The organism is Enterobacter sp. C3_dUdeg, assembly GCF_057536195.1.
This window is the reverse complement of sequence record NZ_BAAKFX010000004.1, coordinates 187,347-209,873: the sequence shown is the minus strand read 5'-3', so window position 1 is coordinate 209,873 and position 22,527 is coordinate 187,347. Positions and strand designations below refer to the sequence as shown.

The window sequence follows — 22,527 nt, the reverse complement described above, 5'->3', positions numbered from 1 at the left end:
CCCTGACACAATCAATGAGATAAATAGTTTTTGAAGGCATCGGTTTGCGGGTTCGCGAAGCAGCTCGCATCACCTTGCTCAACGATATACCCGTTTTCCATGTAGACCACACGGCTGGCGGTTTTACGCGCCACTTCCACTTCGTGGGTGACGATAACCTGAGTAATATTGGTTTCCGCCAGCTCGCGAATGATGCTGACGATCTGGGCGGTAATTTCCGGGTCCAGCGCCGCGGTCGGTTCATCAAACAGCAGTACCGCAGGCTCCATCATCAGCGCGCGGGCAATGGCTACGCGCTGCTGCTGACCACCGGAAAGGTGCAGCGGATAGCGGTCGCTGTAGGGCTTAAGGCGCAGACGATCCAGCAGCTTTTCAGCGCGCGCGATCGCCTGATCCTTGCTTAACCCCAGCACGCGGCACGGCGCTTCAATCAGGTTTTGCAGGACGGTCAGATGCGGCCAGAGATTGTATTGCTGGAAGACCATGCCGACGTTTTGACGCAGTTCGCGAATCGCTTTATCAGACGGCGTTTTAGCGAAGTCAAAATGGTTACCGGCAATTGCCAGCGTACCTGAACGGGGCATCTCAAGCAGATTAAGGACACGCAGAAGGGAGCTTTTGCCTGCACCGCTTGGGCCAAGCAAAACCAGCGTTTCGCCTTCCGGGCAGTTCAGCGTGATGTCAAACAGCGCCTGGTGTGCGCCGTAGAAGCAGTTAATGCCGTTTAGTTTAATACTCATCGGGGCAGTCTTTACTCATCCAGGCAATCTATAGCAATTGAGGCCGCAGATAGTACCGTTGACAGAATAGTTATGCAATATTTATGCGTTAAAAGTTAAATATAACCCGTGTTTCCTCTTAAACATAGCACAAAATAGCGAACGGTAAGGTCGGCGAGTATAAATGTCGGCATTCCGCATGAAATGCCGCACATTTTACGGGGGTTACCGGGTTGTATCGGCGGGTTTAGCGATTCTCAATCGACTGGCGCAGCGTGCCTGCCGGGGCATGAACGCTGCCGCCAACGTAGCGCACGTCGTCTACCGCCCAGCACTGTCCTTCACGGATCATCAGCACTTCATCCTGCCAGGTTTGGGTTCCCTGCGTCAGCTTCACGCGCAGCGGAATATTACGGGCATCGGTATTTGGGATGGTTGACGCGCTGGCTACTTCGGCGCTGTCCGGCAGCGTGGTGCGGCTGGAGAACGGATCGGATTTCAGCAATGTGTTGTGCTGAGGATCGCGGGTGGCGTCGTTAAGCAGTTTTGCCAGACCGTCGCTCAGATACGGGCGCAGGCCGGTGAGATCGTTGCTGCGGTGCTGAATGCGATAATCATAGAACTGCTGCGCCACGGCGTCCGGGCCGCCCTCAATGCAGGGGCCGCTGCGGGTACCGATATCCTTAAAGGCTGGCGTGACCGTGGTGGTACAGGCGCTGAGCACCAGCGCGCAGGGCACCAAAAGTGTTAAAGCAGAATAGCGCATGTTGATTTCCTTATTTATTAACTATCCTTTCAATCATAGCGTAACGAACCGATAATGCTGTGCCTAAGGCATTGAACGCTAAAGAAGGAGAGAAACCATGCAGTTTTCAACAACGCCAACCCTGGAAGGGCAGACAATAACCGAGTATTGCGGTGTGGTTACCGGCGAAGCCATTCTCGGCGCTAATATCTTCCGCGACTTTTTTGCCGGTATCCGCGATATCGTTGGCGGCCGCTCGGGCGCATACGAAAAAGAGCTGCGTAAAGCGCGCGAAATCGCCTTTAAAGAGCTTGGCGAGCAGGCGGAAGCCCTCGGCGCTGATGCGGTTGTGGGGATTGATATCGACTACGAAACGGTCGGGAAAGATGCCAGCATGCTGATGGTGAGCGTAAGCGGTACGGCGGTGAAAACCCTTCGATGACGCGTTCGTTTGCCACGCTCCTGCTGGCGCTGCTGCTGGCAGGATGCGTCACGGAAAAAGGGATTATCGACAAAGGCACCTACGAGCTGGACACGCGTCATCAGGCGCAGGCGGCTTACCCGCGCATCAAGGTGCTGGTGATCCACTACACCGCAGATGACTTTGACAGCTCGCTGGCCACGCTGACGGATAAGAACGTCAGCTCTCACTATTTGATCCCGGCTAAACCCCCGGCACCGGACGGTAAGCCCCGCATCTGGCAGCTGGTGCCCGAGAGCGAACTGGCCTGGCATGCGGGCATCAGCTTCTGGCGCGGCACCAACCGGATTAACGATACGTCTGTCGGCATTGAGCTGGAGAACCGCGGCTGGCAAAAAACGTCGGGCGTTAAGCATTTTACGCCGTTTGAGCCTGCGCAAATTGCGGCGCTGGTTCCGCTCGCCAAAGACATTATTGCCCGCTACAACATCAGACCTGAAAATGTGGTGGCCCATTCGGACATCGCTCCGCAGCGCAAAGACGATCCCGGTCCGCTGTTCCCGTGGCGTGAGCTGGCGCAGCAGGGGATTGGTGCATGGCCCGACCCGGCGCGGGTGACGTTTTACCTGAACGGCAAGCCGCGCGATGAGCTCGTGGAGCCGAAGGTGCTGCTCGATCTGCTGGCGCGCTACGGCTATGAGGTGACCGATAACATGACAAATGCGCAGCAGAAGCGCGTTATCGTCGCGTTTCAGATGCATTTTCGCCCGGCGCGCTGGGACGGCGTGGCCGATCGCGAAACGCTGGCTATCGCGGAGGCGCTGCTGGAGCGCTACGGGCAGGGGTAATCCTTCGGGTTACCCGGCTTCACCTTTATAGGGTCTTCTTTTGGACTGCTTTTTTAATCACATTCACGGTGTAAATGTTTTATAGTTTCCTCAGTCGAAATTACTCGCAAACGTGGTTGACAATATATCAGCACGACAAATAAGAAATACGGATGTTCTAACGTCTTAGCTTTACTTTACATTTGTTAAATGGACTACGCATTTATGCGCTGTGATTGCACACGTTCACCTTTTTCAATTTAATATTAATAGGTATAACAATGTTAAGTATCTACAGTAAAAATAGCCGTCCACAAGCAGAACTTGACGCCCTTATCGCGGCAACTGAAGGTTTTGAAGAAAGAACCTTACGCAAATGGCAGCGTATCAGTACCGATAACAACGAAGATATTCATTTTATCGTTAGCGGTGAAGTTGAATTCCGCCGCGAGTCGGATGAACTGTGTATGTTCACCTTACAGAATAAATGTATTTTTGGTCTCTCCTCTATTTATTACAACTCAACGCATATGTACGGCCTGGTTCGTGCCAATAACGTGGTGCGCACCATTAAAAAAGATGATTTTGTCCGTCTGATAAGCGAAAAAAACCTGTGGGAAGCCTTGAGTAAAGTCCTCTCCTGGTACGTTTGCCTGCTCAGCAAGCGTGACGAAGTGCTGGTGGCCCGCAGCGCGTACTCGATTGTTCGCGAGTTCTTGCTGGAAATTAACGAACTGATTGTGCACCATCAGCGCGATATCAATATTTATGACTATATTCAGGAATATACCAGCCTGGCCCGCAGTACCATTATTAAAATCCTAGCCGACCTGAAAAAAGGTAATTATATTCAGGTTGAGAAAGGCCGCCTTATGTATTTATCAGTATTGCCAGAGAAATATTAATCGCTATTTACCTCCTTTTTAACTGAAAGGAAGGCTATGTTTCATTACATTATTTGCCTGCGTTCCTGCCGTGGATTCATCTACAGGAGGCGCGGGCATTTTCCCTTGCGAATAATCTTTTTCCTGCTCTTTTAACGCCTTCATCAATAATGCCTTGATCGCCCCGTCATCAACTGTCTGACCTGTATTATCCCGTTCGGGGATAGCGGAATGGCTCACTTCTGTCCCTGGCAATGTATCCCGGGAAAGATTATTCGGCATTTCACTGTCGGGCGCCTGCTGCCAGTCGGCATCGCCGCTATCAATGGGCATCTCCTGCAGCGGCGGCATCTCTTTTGTTACCGGTTCTGGCTTTGGTTCAGGCTGCGGGAACGGTTTACTGACATAGACATAATGCATATCCGATAGCGTCGTTTCTGGCTTAACGGCGCTCGCTTTTATCGGCTCAGGTGCCGGATGGCGCAGATCCCAGTAGAGATGAGCGTAGAGTCCGGCAGCGATCGTCATCACTATTCCCACCCCCCAGAGCAGGGTGGAGCAGACCGCTTTTTTCAGCGAGGGGCGCCGGTAAGAAAACCAGACCGGTGCGTTAAGGGTATAGCTGCGCTGGGCAGCCAGAGTAATCGTCGACATTATGAATGTTTCTCCTGCGCGTTGGGAGTCGCAGATATATTTGCGGACTGAATAAGTACGCTTGGCGTAGTCCTGGTTTCACGCATTAACTGCATCAATGTATCTTCACCCGCAATCCCGTCCACGTGCAGATGCATTTTCTGCTGAAACTCGCGGGTACGTTGCATCAGTTCGGCCGTCCACGCCTTTGTATGGGTTTCGGGTAGATTCAGCGCCAGGCTAAGCTGCTGATCCATCCAGCCCAGATCTTTGGCGCTGCTTTCGGCGCTCACGGCATCTTTCCCCTGCGGCGTAAGGCGGTGCAATTGGGTGTAATTGCCGGTTGCATGCTGGTTAAACCAGCTGCGGCTCACCTGCCAGGTGCGATTATTCATCAGCAGATCCAGCGAGTTATCGTCTACTCTGGCCACCACGGCATAGTTCAGGTGATCGCCTGTTTTGATCTCGCCGATCCACGGGTAACCCTCTTTTGCCAGCTCTTCGACCGGAGCGCTGCCCTCCTTACACATCAGATTGACCTGCCCGGCGTTCTGGCAGAGCGCCTCTTCCATCGTGGCGTCATAACCCCACATGGTATAGAGCTGATGCATCGCATCGGGCTTATTCACCACTTCATTATCAATAACCGGCACCGCTGGGGCGTCGGTTTTTGGTGCCTGCGGTTTCCAGCTGGCCATCACGGGAAGCTGTACCGGCAGTCTGGCGGTAATGGTGGGCATCAATGTCCAGCCGCAGGCGGCAAACAGTACGGAGGCAAAAAGGCCCATAACGGCAAGGCGTTTGCCCTTCGGTTTCGCCGGCAGAACTTCTCCTGCGGCGAGGCGCAGATGGCGCGGCGATACCTGCGCTGAACGCTCGGTCCAGGCGGCTAGCATCGCAAGGTGCGCCAGCTCGTTGAGTTTGCCTGTCTGTCCTTTGGTCAGAACATGCATCTTGCGCATGCGGGCCCGGGTGAACGGCGTCGCGTCGCTGCCATGCGCTTCACACTGGGCCTGAACATAGCTCAGGGACTCGCGGCAGGTGAGGGGCCGGAGCGTGTGATGCGTATGAAGATATTCACGCAACCCGGACTGCTGGAGGGCGGCTTCCTGGTCGGCCGATCCCATCAGCACAACCGACAGAGGCACATCCAGCTCCTGCGCGCGGGTTAACAACATGGACAGTGCCTCATGGCAATTCGCTTTCATCGACTGAATATGCGAAATGACCAGCACTTTACGCGTGGTTTTGCGGGACACCATCTCGTCCTGCCACTGACGCAGCACGGCATCAATAGCCTGGATCCGGGTTTTGCTCTCTTTAGTGGTGGCGTTGAGTTTATAGAGCAGGCCGCTGGCGCTGAGTTTTGGGAAGGCGTTAATGGCAAGCAGCGTGCCGTCACGCTTTTTCAGCGCTTCGCAAAACTGCGAGGCGAGATAGCTGTCGTCGCTAAAGAGCGCAGTGACGCCTGTTGTCTGGCACTTCTCTTTCAGCAAACCGAACACATCCTGATGATACGGAACAAAAAAATCACCTGACATCCGGGTGATAGCCCGGAAAGGCTGGGTAGTGAAATTAAAATGGCGCATATACATAGCGTATTACCGTCTCTTTGATTCATAGCAAGGAGCCGGAAAAGTAAAGGATATAGGCGGAAGGGGCAATTTGAATGCAGGATAAAAATATTCTGTCTGCGCCTCTATCATAGGTTTATTTAACAATCAACCTTTTTCTAAATTATTGTTAGCGGAAGTGTGAATAGTCGGGAGTGAGGATACTCATTAGTATTTACGCCACTTACTCATACAGCCCTGTGCTGTGAATTACTGACTGGCAGAAAGGCTCGTTAAAAAATGCGGATGTCATTTGTTACTCAATTGATTATGCCCTGCGTCATGTTTGTGCTGCTTATTTTCTGCGGCCAGCAAGGGTATATGGTTTATAAAGATTATAAAAAAGTGACGAACAGGTTGTCTGATTCAAAAAAGACTATGCAAAAAAAAAGTCACGATGAAACCCAGTTTGTACTTTTTACGCCGGCGGTGATGCCAGCGAAACAGCCAGCGGCGGTGAAAAAGCCGCTCAGTGCGGAAATCGAAGGTATTCTCAGCAGCGATGAAGCCTGGCTGTCCTTTGCGGTGATAAAAACTCCCACCGGACAAAAGAGCTATCGCGAGGGCGAAATGCTCGCCGGTTTTGACAATGCCTATATTGCCGAAATTCATCCTGATAATGTGGTGGTGAATTATGAAGGCGCGCCGCAGGTTATTTCACTTAAAAAACCAGACTATTTCAAAGGCGGCGTTGACAGCGCCCCGGTAACCAAATCGAAGAAAGATGCAGGGTTAGATAATCTGCATCTGGATGATTATCTGGTGTTAAAACCAATAATCGAAAAAGGCCAGCTGGAAGGCTACAACATTAATCCACGCAATGCGTCGCCTTTCTACAGCCATGCAGGCCTGGAAAAGGGTGATGTAGTGGTAAAAGTTGACGATGTGGATATGACTAAAGAGGCGCAGGCAAAAGAGATTGTTGCCCGCTGGTCAAAAATGAAAGAAGCGGATGTCGTAATCCGGCGTCACGCTCACCTTGAAAATATTCGGGTCAATGTTCTTAACAATTAATAAGTGTACAGACATGAAGAAATTTCCATGGGCGTGCGTAGCGCTGACCGCATTGTCGTTATATTCAGGTTCGCTGTTCGCGGCGAACTTTAGCGCCAGTTTTAAAAATACCGATGTCCGCGAATTTATCGATACCGTCGGGCGTAACCTTAATAAAACTATTCTGGTCGATCCTTCCGTTCAGGGAACGGTGTCGGTTCGCACCTACAACGTACTGACGGAAGATGAATATTACCAGTTCTTCCTGAGCGTGCTGGATCTCTATGGTCTGTCGGTGATTCCGATGGATAACGGGATGGTGAAAGTCGTGCGCTCCTCGGTAGCGCGCATGTCGGGCGCACCCATTGCCGACAGCAAAAACCCAGGCAAAGGCGACGAAGTCATCACCCGCGTGGTGCGGATGGAGAACGTTCCGGTACGTGAGCTGGCCCCCCTGTTGCGTCAGCTGAACGACGCCTCCGGCATCGGCAACGTGGTCCATTTTGAACCGTCAAACGTGCTGCTGTTAACCGGCAAAGCCTCGGTGGTTAACCGCCTGGTGGATCTGGTGCAGCGTGTGGACCAAAGCGGCGTCCAGCGCCGTGAAATCGTGCCACTGCGTTTTGCCTCGGCCAAAGAGCTTTCTGACATGTTGAACAACCTCAACAATGAAGAGCAGAAAGGGCAAAACGCCCCGCAGCTGGCGACCAAAGTGGTCGCCGACGATGAAACCAACAGCCTGGTGATCAGCGGCAGCCCGGACGCGCGTCAGCGCACCCGGACGCTGATCTCCCAGCTCGATCGCGAGCAGAACAACGAGGGCAACACCCGCGTCTTCTACCTGAAATACGCCAACGCCAGCAAAGTGGTGCCGGTGCTGACGGGGATCGGCGAGCAATTGAAGGATAAAGCGGGCGGTGGCAAGAGCAAAGCCGCGCCGATGGCAGGCGATCTGAATATTTCCGCCGACGAGTCTACCGATTCGCTGGTGATCACCGCTCAGCCAAACGTCATGAATTCGCTGGAAAAAGTGATCGACAAGCTGGATATCCGCCGTCCGCAGGTGCTGGTGGAGGCGATCATCGCCGAAGTTCAGGACGGTAACGGTCTGGATCTGGGCGTGCAGTGGACCAGTAAACACGGTGGGGTTCAGTTTGGTTCGACCGGCCTGCCGATCAGCCAGATCAAGAAGTCAAAAGTCATTGGCAGCTATACGGGCCTGGCGACCGGTTTCTTTAACGGCGACTTTGGCGCGCTGATGACGGCGCTGTCCACTAACGGCAAAAACGACATTCTGTCGACGCCGAGCGTGGTGACGCTGGATAACAAAGAGGCGTCGTTCAACGTCGGTCAGGACGTTCCGGTCCTCTCCGGTTCGCAGACCACCAGCGGCGATAACGTCTTTAACTCGGTGGAACGTAAAACCGTCGGTACGAAGCTGAAAATCGTACCGCAGATCAACGATGGCGACATGATCCATCTGAAGATCGAGCAGGAGGTTTCCAGCGTGGATAACACCTCGACGGCCGATGCCAGCCTGGGCCCAACGTTCAACACCCGCACCATCAACAACGAAGTGATGGTCCACAGCGGGCAGACGGTGGTGCTGGGTGGGTTGATGGAAAACGTCACCAAACAGTCGGTCTCGAAAGTGCCGTTGTTGGGCGATATTCCGGTTGTGGGTCAGCTGTTCCGCTATACCTCCCAGGACAGCGCCAAACGTAACCTGATGGTGTTTATCCACACCACCGTACTGCGCGACGACGACAACTACGGCGCGGCGTCGAAAGAAAAATATGAGCAGATCCAGGCGCGTCAGCAGCAGCGTATGGAAGAGCACAAGCTGGGCATCGTAGAGAATGCGGATTCACCGATGCTGCCAGTCTATCCGTCCCAGAGCCATGCCGCGCCGGTGAGCGCCAGTGCGCCGGTGTCGTCCCGCAACCCGTTTAAAGAGTAAGGCGCAAGCGACATGACCGAGATGAGTAATGCGCTCTGTACCAGCACCTGGGCGAAAGAGAACGGGGTCCTGTTCTATAACGATGAGGTTTATATCCGCGAGGATGCGCAGGCGTATGCCCTGCTGGAGATGCGCCGCGTGCTGGGGCGCTCCTATGCCCCGACGATCCTGACGGCGGAAGCGTTTGACGAACTGCTGACCAACATCTGGCAGCAGAACAGCGGCGTCTCGCAGCAGCTGGTGGACGACATGGACGCCGATATTGACCTGATGGCGTTAACCGAGGAGATCCCTGACAACGAAGATCTGCTCGATAACGACGAGAACTCGCCGGTGATCCGCCTGATCAACGCCATTATGGGCGAAGCGGTGAAAGAGGGGGCCTCCGATATTCATATCGAGACCTTCGAGCGCACCCTGAGCATTCGTTTTCGCGTTGACGGCGTGCTGCGTCCGGTGCTGCAGCCGGCGCGCAAGCTCGCGCCGCTGCTGGTGTCGCGTATCAAAGTGATGTCCAAACTGGACATCGCCGAAAAACGTCTTCCCCAGGACGGTCGTATCTCGCTGCGCATTGGTCGTAAGGCCATTGACGTGCGCGTCTCCACTATCCCGTCTCAGTACGGCGAACGCGTGGTGATGCGTCTGCTGGACAAAAGCAACCTTAAGCCGGACATCAACAAGCTCGGTCTGATTGACGAAGAGCTGGTGAAGTTAAAGGGACTGATTGAACGTCCGCACGGCATCATCCTGGTGACCGGCCCGACCGGTTCGGGGAAAAGTACCACCCTGTACGCGCTGCTGTCGGCGCTTAACGGCCATGAACGCAACATTCTGACCGTGGAAGATCCGATCGAGTATGAACTGGAAGGGGTAGGGCAGACCCAGGTCAACCCGCGCGTGGACATGACCTTTGCGCGCGGACTGCGCGCCATTCTGCGCCAGGACCCGGACGTGGTGATGATCGGGGAAATTCGTGACGGGGAAACCGCGCAAATCGCGGTACAGGCCTCGCTCACCGGTCACCTGGTGATGTCCACGCTGCACACCAACAGCGCCGCGGGCGCTATTACCCGTCTGCGTGATATGGGGCTGGAGTCATTTTTAATCGGTTCGTCGCTGCTTGGCGTCATTGCCCAGCGTCTGGTGCGTCGGCTGTGTCCGCACTGTCGCACGACCAGTCCGCTGGATGACAATGAGAAAGCGCTGTTCACCTTTATGGAAACGCCGCCGAAAGCGATTTATCGCGCCGTGGGCTGTGAACAGTGTCGCCAGAGCGGCTACCAGGGACGCGCAGGCATCCATGAATTTCTGGTGGTCGACAGCGCCATGCGCCGTGCGATCCATGAAGACAAAGATGAGATGTCCATCGAAACGCAGCTTTTCAAAGAGGCCTACAGCCTGCGTGAAAACGGTCTGCTGAAGGTGATCTCCGGCGTGACCTCGCTGGAAGAGGTGATGCGCGTCACCGCCGAGCGCGGGGGGGATGCGTAATGGCCTGGTATGCGTGGTCCGCGACGGACGCTGCGGGGAAAACTCAGCGCGGCACCCTTCAGGCCGAAGGGCCAAAGCAGGTGCGCCAGATGCTGCGCGAACAGAAGCTGATGCCAGTGAACATTGCGCCGACCAGCGATCCGGCGGCGGGAAAAAACGCCCGTAAAGGGGCAAAACTGTCGATTCCGGTGCTGTCGATGTTTACCCGACAGCTCGCGACGCTGGTCAATGCCGCGCTGCCGCTGGAGAGTGCGCTGAAGGCGATTGCGAAGCAGACGGAAGATAAAACCCTGGCGGCGATGGTGACCGAGATCCGCGACAAGATTGTAGAAGGTCACACGCTGTTCGACGCCTTCAGCCAGTTTCCGCGCAGCTTCGACAAGCTCTACTGCACCCTGGTAATGGCCGGTGAAAAGACCGGTCATCTCGGTGGCGTGCTGGAAAAGCTCGCCGAGTACAACGAGCAGCGCCAGAAGATGAAAAGCAAGCTCACCCAGGCGATGGTCTACCCCATTACCCTGACGGTGGTGGCGATCGCGGTGATCTCCATTCTGCTGGTCGCCGTGGTGCCGCAGGTCATCGACCAGTTCACCCACATGAAACAAGAGCTGCCGGTAACCACCCGCACGCTGATTGCGGTGAGCGATTTTTTACAGGCCTGGGGCATCGTTATCGCCAGCGGCCTGTTCGGGGCGTCGGCGAGCTTTAAATTTTGGATAAAAGTAGAAAAGAACCGGTTTGTTTACCATCGGTGGCTGTTGCTAAAGTCACCGCTGAAAAAACTGGTCTGCGCCATCAACAGCGCGCGCTACATCCGTACGCTGAGTATTTTGCAGGCCAGCAGCGTTCCGCTGCTGGAAGGGATGTACATCGCGATGGACGGGATTGAAAACCTCTATGCCCGGCAGGTGCTTGAGCAGGCGGCGGACACCGTGCGCCAGGGGGCATCCCTCTACAACGCGCTGGAACAGGCGAGAATTTTTCCACCCTCCATGCTCTACATGGTGGCCTCCGGGGAGGAGAGCGGCGAGCTGGGCTCGCTGATGGATCGTGCGGCGGAAAACCAGGAATCTGCATTACAGCATCGAATTACGTTAACGCTGTCGGTATTTGAACCGGCACTGGTAGTAACTATGGCGACCGTTGTTTTATTTATCGTTCTTTCAATATTACAACCGCTTCTTCAACTTAATAATATGGTGGGTTAATCATGTCTTTGAAAAAAAATAGCCTGAAGCGTCAGGCGGGGTTCACGCTGCTCGAATTAATGGTAGTTATCGTTATTCTCGGTGTGCTGGCCAGTATGGTTGTGCCTAATTTAATGGGCAATAAAGAAAAAGCCGATATTCAGAAAGCGACCAGCGATATTGTGGCGCTGGAAGGTTCGCTGGATATGTACAAACTCGACAACCATCGCTATCCGACCACCGAGCAGGGGTTGCAGGCGCTGGTGACCAAACCTGAAATTGCGCCTGTTCCGAAAGGCTACCGTGACGATGGCTATATTCGTCGCCTGCCGCAGGACCCATGGGGCAATGACTATATTCTGGTCAGCCCGGGCGAGCATGGCGCTGTCGATATTTTCTCAGCCGGTCCGGATGCAGAAGCTAATACTGCCGACGATATCAGCAACTGGTCTTTTGATAAAAAAGCTAAGTAATGAATAAGCAACGTGGATTTACCCTGCTGGAAATTATCGTGGCGCTGGTGATATTCGCCCTGAGCGCCATGATGGTGGTCACCACCATTCCATCACGCAGCGGCGCAGATACATTTGGTCAGCAGCTAAAATCCCTCGTTGAATATGGTTCTGACCGTGCGGTAATGGACGGAAATATTGTCGGGCTGGTGATGACCTCGTCAGAATTTGAACTGGTGACGCAGGTTGTAAATAACGGCGAGCGCCACTGGGCACCGTTAAAGTCGGGGCGGATCGCCACACGCGGCGAGTTTCCTGAGGAGATGCATGTCTCCCTCTCATCGCGAACGCTGGCGGCCACGCAGGACGATGAACCGCAAATCATTTTTTTGCCGGACGGCGAGCTTAGCCGCTTCACGCTCAGCCTCGAAAGCCTGGATAAAAAGCAGCGCTTTCACGTGACGTCACAGGGCTCTGTTCCCGTGGTGGTGGAAAACGATGACTAAACGCAAAACCAAAGAGCAGGGGATGACCCTGCTGGAAGTGATGGTGGCGCTGGTGATTTTCTCCACCGCGGCGCTGGCGCTGATGAACTCCGTCACCCTTAACGTGCGCTTTACCCACAGCCTGTCGGAAACGCTGCAGGCCGGATGGGTGGCGGAAAATCAACTGGCGCAAGCGCAGCTGGCTCAGACCGACTTCCCGGACGCCGAGCAGGTGGGTACCGAAACCATGGGCGGACAAACCTGGACCTGGCATATCCAGCGGGTGAAAACCGCCGAAAATACCTTTGCCGATGAGGTACGGGTTTACAGCGAAGCAAGCGATGCGCAACCGGTGGTGGCGCTTCAGCTCGCCGAACCGGAGGTGGATCGTGAGTAAGGTGCAGCGTCAGCAGGGCTTTACCCTGCTGGAAATTATGATTGCGCTGGCCATCTTCGCGGTGATCAGCATTCTCGCCTGGCAAACGCTCGACGGCGCGATGCGCACCTCGACGGCCAGCGACGAGGCGGCGACAAAAGTGACGGCGCTTCAGCGCACGTACAACCTCCTCTCGCGTGACTTTTATCAGCAACAGGCGCGCGCGCCGCGCAACAGCGGCGAGGTGTTCGTTCAGCAGCAGAATGGTGTGGAAATGACAACCCTGAACGGCATCAGCGGCCAGGTGCAGCTGGAGCGGGTTAGCTGGACGTTAAAGGACAAGCGCCTGTGGCGCAACGTCTGGGCTGCTATCGACGGTCCCGCCAGCGCGCAGCCGGAAGAAGTGCCGATTCTGAGCGATGTGAAAGAGATGAAATGGCGCTTCTGGCACGAAGGTTGGCAGGAAAAATGGACCGACATCGCCCATCAGCCTGATGGCGTTGAGCTGAATCTGACCATGGAAAACGGCGAAACCTGGCGCTGGGTTTTTCTCACTCCCGGCGATATGCCTGAGATCCAGACCGCGCCAAAAGAGACGAATGCGGACCCGGCGCAGCCGGCAGCGGAGCATGCGGCCCAGCCCGTAACAACCCCGCAGCCCGATACGGCAGCCGATCCAGGAGTGAGTTCATGAGCGGCAAAACAGCGCGAAAAGAGCGTGGCGTGGCGCTGCTGGTGGTGCTGATCCTGCTGGTGATGATGTCCGCCCTGGCGGCGAAAATCAGTCAGCAGTTCTGCCGCCACCTGCAAAAAACGCATTATCAGGTCAGCCAGCAGACGCTGCGCTGGGCCATTGCCCGTCAACAGAAGGTACTGGAAAACGTGTTGCAGAAAGCGGCCAGTTCAGAAGGGGCGGGGCTGTCGCCGCAAGGTGACTGGGCACAGCCGCTGAAAACCCACGGGGATAATTACACCGTGGTGAGTCAGGTGGAGGATGCCCGGACCTGCTTTAACGTCAATAGTCTGCTGGGCGGGGACGCGGCGCCAGCGGCCCCGGCCGACCCAACTGCGCTGCCGGAAAAACCGGTCAAAGAGCAGATTATCGAACAGCTGCTGGCTGAAAGTGGCGTCGGTACGCTGGCGGCAGAAGAGATTTACCAGCAGCTGGTGGATTATCTTGACGCCGACGACGTGACGGCGAAACAGGGCCAGGAGGTCGACGCCTGGGCGAGCGTGACGCCCGCCCGCGGTCCGGCGAATCAAATGATGCGCACCATCAACGAAATCAGACTGCTGCCCGCCTTTCCGCAGGCAGCGTGGCCGAAGGTCGGCAAGCTGCTGTGCGCCTTGCCGGATACGGATGGCACCATAAATGTCAATACCTTAACACGCGAACAGGCGCCGCTGCTGGCGGCGGTTTTTACCGGCGTGCTAAACACGGACGACGCTGCCCGCCTGATCGATTCACGCCCGGAGGAGGGGTGGGCGTCGCTGGAGGCATTCAGCAAAGTGCTGGAGAGCAACTATCCGCAGACCAAAGATATCCTTGCGCAGATTCAGGACAGGGTTGCGGTCATCAGTCGCTATTTTCGGGTGGAAACCACCGGCAATACCGATGATTTAACGCTGCGCGTCGTCAGCCAGCTTCACGTTGACAGTGAGGCTGGCAAGGTCGTGACCTGGCAACGCCGCTACCGAATGGTTGAATAAGATAAGTAGATGATAATGAAAAAGGTGCTTTTTATTCGTCCCGACACCCGTGAGGACGGCAAAATCTGGTGGTGTGAATCCGGTAACGATCGGGTGGAATATCTGACGGGCTGGAGCGCACTGAGCGAACTTTCCTGCCACCCGCTTTCTCAGCAGGTGTGCCTGCTGCTGCCGGCGAGCGAGACGATCTTTCGTCATTTTACCCTGCCGAAAAAAGGACTTTCCGCCCAGACGGCGCAGTTCTCGTGGATGGCGGAAGAGACGCTGCTCGGCGAGGTAGATACGCTGCACTGGACGGTGCTGAACAAAAAGGGGCCGGAGGTGGATGCCGTGGCCATCGAGGCTGAACGTCTGCGCCACTGGCTGGAGCTGTTCGCTCAGGCGGGGCTCACGGTGGCCCAGGCGCTGCCGGATGCCTGGCTGCTGCCGGTGAGCGAAGGGGGCACGACGCTGGTGAGCCTGGAGGAGAGCTACTGGCTGCGTTTTTCCCCCGGCAGCGCTGGCGAAGCCGATACGGTCCTGCTGCCGCTGCTGTTGAGTAAATGCCGGGCGGGTGAGGTGTGCTGCTACGGCGATGCGCCGCAGGAGGTACAGGTGGATGAACGGCTGGCGTGGCAGCATCCGCTGGTGCTGATCCAGCCCCAGTGGCAGGGCTGTCGTATCAACATGCTGCACGGGGAGTTTTCCGGGCGCAGCGCCAGCGGTCCGCGTTTTCGCCACGCGAAAAAGGCCCTCGCGGCGGCGGCGCTGCTTTGCGTCGGACTGCTGATCGGCCCCCGCGTTGGTATGGCGTGGATGCTCACTCATCAGCAAAACGAGATCCACCGGGAGATGACCACCGTAGCGCAGCACTATTTCCCGACCCTGCGCCAGACCAGCAACCTGAAATACTACGTCGGGCAAAATATCAGCAAGGCGAAGAAAGGGATCTTCCTGCAGCTCGAAGCGCTGAATCAAATCAGGCAGTCATTGCCGTCGCTGGAGATCAATAACGTGGAATATGACGAAACGCAAAATCAGCTGACGCTGAATGTGAAATCCATGGATAAACAGACCCTGCAGGATTTTGTCGCCCGCAGCGCCGAAACCTTTGAATTTACGATGCAGCCGATTTCCGGCGAGGCGCCTTATACCGCCATTATTACCGGGAGCTATAAATGAAAACGCAAATAGCCCAGTTAAAAAACCGCTGGCAACATTACAGTCCACGCGAGCGTAATTTATTTAAACTCTGCGGCGGGGCACTCTGCTGCGCGATGGTTTATTACGGCGCGATGATGCCGCTCGATACTCTCATCAAAAATAACGAGGCCGTGTTATTTAAGCAGAAGCAGACGCTGAACTGGATGCGCCAGGAAATTGATAAAAACCATCTCCAGTCCAGAATCGTCAATACCCCGAACCCGCGCAGCGTGGTGGAAGAAAGTGCCAAAGTCGTGCACGTCGCGTTGACAAGCGTGCGTCAGGAAGAGCAGTCGCTGACCTTTGATGTCGAGCGCGTCAGCGTTTCTGCCCTGCAAAACTGGCTGCGTGAGATGAACGTCTCTTCCGGTATCCATCTGGAGAAACTCGCGTTGACGCCGGTGGATCGTCAGAGTGACGTGAAAGCGCACATTACGCTGAGCTGGGCGAAAAGCGCATGAGCCCACTAATGCTGTTGCAGCAGGCGAATCTGCCGGGTCTGTGCGTCATGAGCGGAGCGCTGGGCGCGATCCTCGGCAGTTTCCTCGGCGTAGTGGCGGAGCGTATTCCGCCGCTGGTAATGGAAGAAGAGGGGGCAGGCAATCTGCTGTTTCGCGCCTCTCACTGCCCGGAATGCAACCACGCCCTGAGCGCGTGGGAAAATATTCCCATCATTAGCTGGTGTGCGCTGCGCGGCCGCTGCCGCCACTGCCATAGCGCGATTCCGCTGCGACTGCTGCTGGTGGAAGTCTGTAGCGCTCTCTTCTTTGCCGCCAGCGCCGCGCTGGCGCCGTCGTTTTTGGCGCTGATCGCGCTGTGGGTGATGTGGAGTCTGCTGCTGCCGCTGGTGGTGATCGACGCGCGCCATATGCTGCTGCCGGACTGCCTGACCCAGCCGCTGCTGTGGACGGGGCTGATGTTCCATGCCCTGTTCCGTACGCTACCGCTGACCGATGCTATCTATGGCGCGGTGGCGGGATATCTCTCGCTCTGGCTGGTTTACTGGGCATTCCGCCTGCTGACCGGCCGGGAAGGATTAGGCTATGGTGATTTTAAGCTGCTGGCGGCGCTGGGCGCCTGGTGTGGCTGGCAAGCGTTGCCCTCTATTGTGCTGATCGCGGCGCTGGGGGGCATTATCATGCATTGCCTGTTAAAGCCCTTTGAGAATAAAAATAACCTTATTTCCTTTGGTCCATATATTGCATTTTCCGGGCTGGTTGTATTTATCGCGCAAATCCCACATCTCATTTTTTAAATAATGTAGTCAAGTTTTTTTTGAAATTTTTTCATCGGGGGAATGAAAGGCGAAAATAAATTCCCCGCTGTATTCTTCTCTACGCAATAAAACATTTGTCGAAGTTTATGAGTGGAGGAAGGTACAGCGCAATAATAAGCAGGTCTTTCGCGAACCAGAAACGTTCACGATTAATTTATCAGTAAATAACGTTTGTCCATGTTTAATGGAAAAGCATGGGTATTTAATTTCACAAATCGTATTATCAGGATCAAATAATGAAATTTCTGAAGCCTAAATATCTGGCACTCTTCGTTGCAGCGGCTGCAAGCCCGGTGTTCGCAGCCGTGCCAGGTAAAGCAACTATCGCCAGTGGTAATGATAAATTTGCCATTGTCGAAGTTGATCAGTCTGCTACTGCTTACAACAACCTCGTCAAAGTCCATGATGGCGCCGATGTTAAAGTGCAGTGGGATGTCTGGAGCGGCGCGGCGCCGACTTCAGCGAAAGTGTTGCTCGACGGCAAAACCGTCTGGACCGGTGCAGGCAGCATGTCCGGCACGGCAACATTTAAAGTGACCAAAGGCGGTCGCTATCAGGAAACGGTTGAACTCTGCAACGCCAGTGGGTGCAGCACCAGCGCCAGCAAACTGATTATCGTCGCGGATACCGACGGTAGCCATCTGCTGCCGCTTAACACCACCATGCAGGAAAATAATAAAACCCTCTCTAAGCATACCGATAAAGTGGTCGGTGCCTATTTCCCTGAGTGGGGCGTTTATGACCGTAAATTCCCGGTGGATAAAATCCCGGCAGCTAACCTTAACCACATTCTGTATGGCTTCATTCCAATCTGCGGCGGCGATGGCATCAACGACAGCCTGAAAACCATCGAAGGGGGTAACAGCTTCGAAGCGCTGAAGCGCGCCTGTGCGGGCCGTCAGGACTTCCAGGTGGCGATTCACGACCCGTGGGCCGCACTGCAGCAATCCCGGACTGGCCTCGACAGCTGGGACGAGCCCTACAAAGGCAACTTCGGCCAGCTAATGGCAATGAAGAAAGCCAATCCAGGGCTGAAAGTACTGCCGTCTATCGGTGGCTGGACCCTCTCCGATCCGTTCTTCAAAATGCATGACAAAGCGATCCGCGATCGCTTCGTGGCTTCCGTGAAAGATTTCCTGAAAACCTGGAAATTCTTCGACGGCGTGGACATCGACTGGGAATTCCCGGGCGGCGGCGGTCAGAACGAAACGCTGGGCAACCCACAGCAGGATAAAGAGACGTATACCGCACTGATGCGCGAACTGCGCGCCATGATGAATGAACTGTCAGCCGAAACCGGCCGTACCTTTGAACTGACCTCAGCAATCGGTTCAGGCGGCGACAAAATTGAAGACGTTGATTACACCACTGCCCAGCAGTACATGGATCACATCTTCCTGATGAGCTACGACTTCTACGGCGGCTGGAGCAATACCGATCTGGGTCACCAGGCGGCACTGCGTGCGCCGGCGAACAAACCGGATACCAATTACACCACCGAAAACGGCGTCAATGCGCTGCTGGCGCAGGGTGTACAGCCCGGCAAAATTGTCGTGGGGACGGCCATGTATGGTCGCGGCTGGACCGGCGTTCACGGTTACAGCAATAACAACCCGTTCACCGGCACGGCAACGGGCATGGTGAAAGGGACCTGGGAACCGGGCGTGGTTGACTATCGTCAGATCGTTAACGAGTACAAAGGCAAAGCGGGCTGGGAATACAACTATGATGCCACCGCTGAAGCGCCGTATCTGTTTAACAAAACCACCGGCGATCTGATCACCTATGAAGATGCGCGTTCCGCAACGGCGAAAGGTCAGTATGTGCTGGCGAAAAACCTGGGCGGTCTGTTTGCCTGGTCTATCGACTCCGATACCGGAGACATTCTGAACGCGATGAATGAAAGCCTGACAGGCGGCGCTGCGCCGGTTGATCCGGTGGTGACCAACCATGCGCCGGTAGCGACTTCCGCTGACCAGAGCGTAACCGGTCCGGCGACGGTGACCCTGGATGGCTCGGCTTCTACCGATCCGGATGGCGATGCCATTACCTACAAGTGGACGCAGATCTCTGGCCCGTCGGTGACCCTCACCAACAGCACCAAAGCGAAAGCGACCTTCAACGTTGCCGCTGTCACCAGTAACCAGACTCTGGCGTTCCGCCTGACGGTCACTGATGCGAAAGGGTTGAGCAGCACCGCTGACGTCCAGGTCGTGAACAAAGCGCCGAAAGCAAACCAGGCGCCGGTCGTGAACCAGATGGAAGCCGTGACGCTGGAAGCGGGCCAGAGCTACTCTCTGCACGCTCAGGCTAACGATCCTGATGGCGACGCGCTGACCTACTCCTGGAGCGTTCCTGCGAATATGCAGGCGACAGGCGCAGACACCGCGAACCTGAACATCACCGCACCGGACGTGGACGCGGAATCAACGTACACGCTGACCGTGGTGGTAAGCGATGGCAAGTCCAGCGTACAGACTAACGTGCAGGTGACGGTAACGCCTAAAGCGGCGGAAACGCCGTCTGACGAAGGCAATACCCCTTCCGATGAAGGCAACACGCCGTCTGACGAAGGTAACACCCCATCCGATGAAGGCAACACGCCGTCTGACGAAGGTAACACCCCATCCGATGAAGGCACTACGCCGTCTGACGAAGGTTCTGCCACCAATAGCTGCGATAAGCCTGTTGACGCCAACGCCAGCAAATACGCTGCCTGGAGTGCAAGCAAGGTTTACAACGCGGGCAATACCGTCAGCTTCGACAACCTGGTCTGGAAAGCAAAATACTGGACTCAGGGCAACCAGCCGGGCTTCGGTGTGGATGCATGGGAGCTGGTAAGTCAGGTGAAATTCAACTGGCGCTCCGACGTGGTCTATAACGGCGGCGACACCACTACCTACAACGGTTACTCCTACACCGCGAAATGGTGGACGAAGGGTGATAAACCCGGTAGCAGCGATGTATGGGTGAAAAAAGGCCCTGCGGCTGACTGCCAGTAAGTCATAGCCATAACGATGCGGGTAAGTAACTTGCCCGCCATCACGGTCCACGTCCCGAGACGGGCGTGGGCCGTAAATCAGGAAACAGCGCGATAAGCGCGTAAGGAGACAATGAAAAAGAGCCGGACTGAAAATGAAAACGTTATTTTTATTGTTGCTGATAATAAGCCATAGCGTCTTTGCCAACTGCTGGGATAAAGCCGCCAGTTATTACCATGTGGATCCTTATCTGTTGTATGCCATTGCTAATGTTGAATCGGGAATGAATCCCAATGCGATTGGACAGAATAATGATGGAACGCGTGATGTCGGCCTGATGCAGATTAATAGTTCACATTTTTCCGAGCTGGAGCGAAAAGGCATTAATGAGTACCGGTTAATTACCGAGCCCTGCACCTCGATTATGGTTGGCGCATCGATATTATCCGGAATGATTAAAGTTTATGGCTATAACTGGGAGGCGGTCGGCGCCTATAACGCGGGTCTGAAAAAAGAGAATTACCCGCAGCGCATGGTCTATGCCCGTAAGGTCTGGAATAAATATCAGAAATTAAAACGTAGCACCCGTAACCGTTATTATTATTGATTTTTGTTTTTTGAAGAGTACCGACTGGTGTTCTTCATAAAACGAAAACTGCTCCCGGGTTTATTTATTAAATGATTAATAAATAAACCGCGAAACAAATTAACTTTTATATACCCTTAATATAATTAAGAGGACCATTGACATGAACAAAAGAACATTACTCAGTGTTCTTATCGCGGGCGCATGTGTTGCACCGTTTATGGCTCAGGCAACCCAGCTGCAGGCCAGCAGCGAACCTTACACCGTTAAGGCCAGCGATCTGCAGAAGAAGGAGCAGGAGTTGACCAACTTCCCGCTGATGGCTTCAGTGAAGTCAACCATCCGCACGCTGGACAACAGCCTGGTGGAACAAATTGAGCCGGGTAAATCGACAAACCCGGAAAACGTCAAGCGCGTGGAAGGGATTATCAAGGCCAGCGACTGGGAATATCTCTTCCCACTGCGTGCGCCGGAATATACCTACAGCAACTTCCTGAAAGCGGTCGGTAAATTCCCGGCACTGTGCCAGACCTATACCGATGGTCGTAACAGCGATGCCATCTGCCGTAAGTCTCTGGCAACCATGTTCGCGCACTTCGCGCAGGAAACCGGCGGCCACGAGTCCTGGCGTCCGGAAGCCGAGTGGCGTCAGGCGCTGGTTTACGTGCGTGAGATGGGCTGGAGCGAAGGTCAGAAGGGCGGCTATAACGGCGAATGTAACCCGGATGTCTGGCAGGGTCAGACCTGGCCGTGCGGTAAAGACAAAGATGGCGATTTCGTTAGCTACTTTGGTCGCGGTGCGAAACAGCTCTCCTATAACTACAACTACGGCCCGTTCTCTGAAGCGATGTACGGCGACGTCCGCGTACTGCTGGACAAACCTGAGCTGGTGGCGGACACCTGGCTGAACCTTGCTTCCGCGATCTTCTTCTTCGCCTACCCGCAGCCGCCAAAACCGAGCATGCTGCAGGTTATCGACGGCACCTGGCAGCCGAACGATCACGATAAGGCGAATGGTCTGGTTCCGGGCTTCGGCGTGACCACGCAGATCATCAACGGCGGCGTGGAGTGCGGTGGCCCGACTGAGATCGCCCAGTCTCAAAACCGTATCAAATACTACAAAGAGTTCGCCAACTACCTGAAGGTGCCTGTTCCGTCTAACGAAGTGCTGGGCTGCGCCAACATGAAGCAGTTCGACGAAGGCGGTGCCGGCGCGCTGAAGATCTACTGGGAACAGGACTGGGGATGGAGCGCGGATACCCCGTCAGGCCAGACCTACTCTTGCCAGCTGGTGGGTTACCAGACGCCATTCAGCGCCTTTAAAGAGGGTGACTACACCAAATGCGTGAAGCATTACTTCAACGTCAACGTGGTGGGTGAAGACGGCACTTCCGACGGCGGTAGCGTCACGCCAGCTCCGACGCCGACCCCTGTCGACCCAACGGACGAAGGCAACACCACGCCGGTGCCGGACGATAACACCCCGGCTCCGGAAGATAATACGCCAGCGCCGGTAAACCATGCGCCGGTAGCAAAAATCGCCGGTCCGGTGGGGGCGGTTGAAGCGGGTAAATCTGTTTCTCTGAACGCGTCTGGCTCGACCGACGAAGACGGTAACCACCTGACTTATACCTGGACGGCTCCGAACGGGCAGACCGTAAGCGGCGATGATAAAGCGATTATTACGTTCAATGCACCGGAAGTGGCGGCGGCGACGCAGTACCCGATCAACCTTACCGTCAGTGACGGCGAGCTGAGCAGCACTACCACCTATACGCTGAACGTACAGGCTAAGCAGACCAACGGCGGCCAGACCGGGACTTACCCGACCTGGACCTCCAAAACCAAATGGAAAGCAGGCGATATCGTTAACAACCGCGGCCAGCTGTTCCAGTGCAAACCTTATCCGTACAGCGGCTGGTGCAATAACGCGCCATCCTACTACGAGCCAGGTAAAGGGATTGCATGGCAGGACGCGTGGACTGCGCTGTAATCAGCACAACAGC

Annotated in this window: 22 protein-coding genes; 18 read left to right on the top strand and 4 right to left on the bottom strand. The window is 55.2% G+C overall.

Features of this window, described 5'->3' with window-relative positions:
• Positions 1 to 11: 11 nt before the first annotated feature.
• Positions 12 to 740 carry an arginine ABC transporter ATP-binding protein ArtP gene (artP, locus tag AC27FC_RS13040; RefSeq protein WP_023310942.1) on the bottom strand — a complete coding sequence of 243 codons (729 nt, stop codon included), beginning with the start codon at positions 738 to 740 and terminating at the stop codon, positions 12 to 14.
• Between the two features lie 226 nt (positions 741 to 966).
• Entirely contained in the window at positions 967 to 1,485 is a 519-nt protein-coding gene (locus AC27FC_RS13035; protein WP_045403666.1) for a lipoprotein, read from the bottom strand.
• Between the two features lie 97 nt (positions 1,486 to 1,582).
• On the opposite strand from AC27FC_RS13035, the gene AC27FC_RS13030 reads away from it, so the two are divergent.
• The 3 genes from AC27FC_RS13030 (at position 1,583) to AC27FC_RS13020 (ending at position 3,617) form a co-directional block, all read left to right on the top strand.
• On the top strand, positions 1,583 to 1,906 hold the full coding sequence (locus AC27FC_RS13030; RefSeq protein ID WP_023310944.1) for a heavy metal-binding domain-containing protein: 324 nt from the start codon (positions 1,583 to 1,585) through the stop codon (positions 1,904 to 1,906).
• Positions 1,903 to 2,733 (top strand): N-acetylmuramoyl-L-alanine amidase, encoded by an 831-nt coding sequence (locus AC27FC_RS13025; RefSeq protein WP_196354677.1) that lies wholly within the window; start codon positions 1,903 to 1,905, stop codon positions 2,731 to 2,733. The genes AC27FC_RS13030 and AC27FC_RS13025 overlap by 4 nt, the downstream gene beginning before the upstream one ends.
• 260 nt (positions 2,734 to 2,993) lie before the next feature.
• Positions 2,994 to 3,617: a helix-turn-helix domain-containing protein gene (locus AC27FC_RS13020; protein WP_487160228.1), complete on the top strand. Its 624-nt coding sequence runs from the start codon at positions 2,994 to 2,996 to the stop codon at positions 3,615 to 3,617.
• A gap of 18 nt (positions 3,618 to 3,635) precedes the next feature.
• Here AC27FC_RS13020 and AC27FC_RS13015 read toward each other — a convergent pair whose 3' ends face one another.
• Together AC27FC_RS13015 and AC27FC_RS13010 are read right to left on the bottom strand one after the other, a co-directional pair.
• Entirely contained in the window at positions 3,636 to 4,250 is a 615-nt protein-coding gene (locus tag AC27FC_RS13015) for a hypothetical protein (protein ID WP_196354676.1), read from the bottom strand.
• On the bottom strand, positions 4,250 to 5,824 hold the full coding sequence (locus AC27FC_RS13010; protein WP_196354675.1) for an ExeA family protein: 1,575 nt from the start codon (positions 5,822 to 5,824) through the stop codon (positions 4,250 to 4,252). The genes AC27FC_RS13015 and AC27FC_RS13010 overlap by 1 nt, the downstream gene beginning before the upstream one ends.
• A 300-nt stretch (positions 5,825 to 6,124) precedes the next feature.
• Here AC27FC_RS13010 and gspC point away from each other — a divergent pair, with 300 nt between their 5' ends.
• The 15 genes from gspC (at position 6,125) to AC27FC_RS12935 (ending at position 22,514) form a co-directional block, all read left to right on the top strand.
• On the top strand, positions 6,125 to 6,856 hold the full coding sequence (gene gspC, locus AC27FC_RS13005) for a type II secretion system protein GspC (protein ID WP_196354809.1): 732 nt from the start codon (positions 6,125 to 6,127) through the stop codon (positions 6,854 to 6,856).
• A gap of 13 nt (positions 6,857 to 6,869) precedes the next feature.
• Positions 6,870 to 8,795 (top strand): type II secretion system secretin GspD, encoded by a 1,926-nt coding sequence (gspD, locus tag AC27FC_RS13000; RefSeq protein ID WP_196354674.1) that lies wholly within the window; start codon positions 6,870 to 6,872, stop codon positions 8,793 to 8,795.
• A gap of 12 nt (positions 8,796 to 8,807) precedes the next feature.
• Positions 8,808 to 10,286 (top strand): type II secretion system ATPase GspE, encoded by a 1,479-nt coding sequence (gene gspE, locus AC27FC_RS12995; protein WP_023310951.1) that lies wholly within the window; start codon positions 8,808 to 8,810, stop codon positions 10,284 to 10,286.
• Entirely contained in the window at positions 10,286 to 11,494 is a 1,209-nt protein-coding gene (gene gspF / locus AC27FC_RS12990; protein ID WP_196354673.1) for a type II secretion system inner membrane protein GspF, read from the top strand. The genes gspE and gspF overlap by 1 nt, the downstream gene beginning before the upstream one ends.
• Before the next feature lie 2 nt (positions 11,495 to 11,496).
• The gene (gene gspG, locus AC27FC_RS12985; RefSeq protein WP_072210895.1) at positions 11,497 to 11,946 is read left to right on the top strand and encodes a type II secretion system major pseudopilin GspG; all 450 of its coding nucleotides are present in this window, start codon (positions 11,497 to 11,499) and stop codon (positions 11,944 to 11,946) included.
• Positions 11,946 to 12,431 carry a type II secretion system minor pseudopilin GspH gene (gene gspH, locus AC27FC_RS12980; RefSeq protein WP_196354672.1) on the top strand — a complete coding sequence of 162 codons (486 nt, stop codon included), beginning with the start codon at positions 11,946 to 11,948 and terminating at the stop codon, positions 12,429 to 12,431. Before gspG ends, gspH begins: the two co-directional genes overlap by 1 nt.
• Entirely contained in the window at positions 12,424 to 12,807 is a 384-nt protein-coding gene (gene gspI, locus AC27FC_RS12975; RefSeq protein ID WP_023310955.1) for a type II secretion system minor pseudopilin GspI, read from the top strand. The genes gspH and gspI overlap by 8 nt, the downstream gene beginning before the upstream one ends.
• Entirely contained in the window at positions 12,800 to 13,480 is a 681-nt protein-coding gene (gspJ, locus tag AC27FC_RS12970; protein ID WP_039261518.1) for a type II secretion system minor pseudopilin GspJ, read from the top strand. Before gspI ends, gspJ begins: the two co-directional genes overlap by 8 nt.
• Entirely contained in the window at positions 13,477 to 14,496 is a 1,020-nt protein-coding gene (gene gspK, locus AC27FC_RS12965; RefSeq protein WP_039261521.1) for a type II secretion system minor pseudopilin GspK, read from the top strand. The genes gspJ and gspK overlap by 4 nt, the downstream gene beginning before the upstream one ends.
• 15 nt (positions 14,497 to 14,511) lie before the next feature.
• The gene (gene gspL / locus AC27FC_RS12960) at positions 14,512 to 15,657 is read left to right on the top strand and encodes a type II secretion system protein GspL (protein ID WP_094934432.1); all 1,146 of its coding nucleotides are present in this window, start codon (positions 14,512 to 14,514) and stop codon (positions 15,655 to 15,657) included.
• Positions 15,654 to 16,139 carry a type II secretion system protein GspM gene (gene gspM, locus AC27FC_RS12955; RefSeq protein ID WP_094934319.1) on the top strand — a complete coding sequence of 162 codons (486 nt, stop codon included), beginning with the start codon at positions 15,654 to 15,656 and terminating at the stop codon, positions 16,137 to 16,139. Before gspL ends, gspM begins: the two co-directional genes overlap by 4 nt.
• Entirely contained in the window at positions 16,136 to 16,933 is a 798-nt protein-coding gene (locus AC27FC_RS12950; RefSeq protein WP_487160227.1) for a prepilin peptidase, read from the top strand. The genes gspM and AC27FC_RS12950 overlap by 4 nt, the downstream gene beginning before the upstream one ends.
• A 257-nt stretch (positions 16,934 to 17,190) precedes the next feature.
• Positions 17,191 to 19,956: a glycosyl hydrolase family 18 protein gene (locus AC27FC_RS12945; protein WP_094934317.1), complete on the top strand. Its 2,766-nt coding sequence runs from the start codon at positions 17,191 to 17,193 to the stop codon at positions 19,954 to 19,956.
• A 133-nt stretch (positions 19,957 to 20,089) separates the two neighbouring features.
• The gene (gene iagB / locus AC27FC_RS12940; RefSeq protein WP_029739471.1) at positions 20,090 to 20,542 is read left to right on the top strand and encodes a type III secretion system invasion protein IagB; all 453 of its coding nucleotides are present in this window, start codon (positions 20,090 to 20,092) and stop codon (positions 20,540 to 20,542) included.
• Between the two features lie 142 nt (positions 20,543 to 20,684).
• The gene (locus tag AC27FC_RS12935; protein WP_029739472.1) at positions 20,685 to 22,514 is read left to right on the top strand and encodes a chitinase; all 1,830 of its coding nucleotides are present in this window, start codon (positions 20,685 to 20,687) and stop codon (positions 22,512 to 22,514) included.
• Positions 22,515 to 22,527: the final 13 nt, after the last annotated feature.

What these genes read in the sequence shown, in the direction of transcription:
- artP (WP_023310942.1), bottom strand. Translation starts at nt 740, where the DNA reads ATGAGTATTAAACTAAACGGCATTAACTGCTTCTACGGCGCACACCAG.
- AC27FC_RS13035 (WP_045403666.1), bottom strand. Translation starts at nt 1,485, where the DNA reads ATGCGCTATTCTGCTTTAACACTTTTGGTGCCCTGCGCGCTGGTGCTC.
- AC27FC_RS13030 (WP_023310944.1), top strand. Translation starts at nt 1,583, where the DNA reads ATGCAGTTTTCAACAACGCCAACCCTGGAAGGGCAGACAATAACCGAG.
- AC27FC_RS13025 (WP_196354677.1), top strand. Translation starts at nt 1,903, where the DNA reads ATGACGCGTTCGTTTGCCACGCTCCTGCTGGCGCTGCTGCTGGCAGGA.
- AC27FC_RS13020 (WP_487160228.1), top strand. Translation starts at nt 2,994, where the DNA reads ATGTTAAGTATCTACAGTAAAAATAGCCGTCCACAAGCAGAACTTGAC.
- AC27FC_RS13015 (WP_196354676.1), bottom strand. Translation starts at nt 4,250, where the DNA reads ATGTCGACGATTACTCTGGCTGCCCAGCGCAGCTATACCCTTAACGCA.
- AC27FC_RS13010 (WP_196354675.1), bottom strand. Translation starts at nt 5,824, where the DNA reads ATGTATATGCGCCATTTTAATTTCACTACCCAGCCTTTCCGGGCTATC.
- gspC (WP_196354809.1), top strand. Translation starts at nt 6,125, where the DNA reads ATGTTTGTGCTGCTTATTTTCTGCGGCCAGCAAGGGTATATGGTTTAT.
- gspD (WP_196354674.1), top strand. Translation starts at nt 6,870, where the DNA reads ATGAAGAAATTTCCATGGGCGTGCGTAGCGCTGACCGCATTGTCGTTA.
- gspE (WP_023310951.1), top strand. Translation starts at nt 8,808, where the DNA reads ATGACCGAGATGAGTAATGCGCTCTGTACCAGCACCTGGGCGAAAGAG.
- gspF (WP_196354673.1), top strand. Translation starts at nt 10,286, where the DNA reads ATGGCCTGGTATGCGTGGTCCGCGACGGACGCTGCGGGGAAAACTCAG.
- gspG (WP_072210895.1), top strand. Translation starts at nt 11,497, where the DNA reads ATGTCTTTGAAAAAAAATAGCCTGAAGCGTCAGGCGGGGTTCACGCTG.
- gspH (WP_196354672.1), top strand. Translation starts at nt 11,946, where the DNA reads ATGAATAAGCAACGTGGATTTACCCTGCTGGAAATTATCGTGGCGCTG.
- gspI (WP_023310955.1), top strand. Translation starts at nt 12,424, where the DNA reads ATGACTAAACGCAAAACCAAAGAGCAGGGGATGACCCTGCTGGAAGTG.
- gspK (WP_039261521.1), top strand. Translation starts at nt 13,477, where the DNA reads ATGAGCGGCAAAACAGCGCGAAAAGAGCGTGGCGTGGCGCTGCTGGTG.
- gspL (WP_094934432.1), top strand. Translation starts at nt 14,512, where the DNA reads ATGAAAAAGGTGCTTTTTATTCGTCCCGACACCCGTGAGGACGGCAAA.
- gspM (WP_094934319.1), top strand. Translation starts at nt 15,654, where the DNA reads ATGAAAACGCAAATAGCCCAGTTAAAAAACCGCTGGCAACATTACAGT.
- AC27FC_RS12950 (WP_487160227.1), top strand. Translation starts at nt 16,136, where the DNA reads ATGAGCCCACTAATGCTGTTGCAGCAGGCGAATCTGCCGGGTCTGTGC.
- AC27FC_RS12945 (WP_094934317.1), top strand. Translation starts at nt 17,191, where the DNA reads ATGAAATTTCTGAAGCCTAAATATCTGGCACTCTTCGTTGCAGCGGCT.
- iagB (WP_029739471.1), top strand. Translation starts at nt 20,090, where the DNA reads ATGAAAACGTTATTTTTATTGTTGCTGATAATAAGCCATAGCGTCTTT.
- AC27FC_RS12935 (WP_029739472.1), top strand. Translation starts at nt 20,685, where the DNA reads ATGAACAAAAGAACATTACTCAGTGTTCTTATCGCGGGCGCATGTGTT.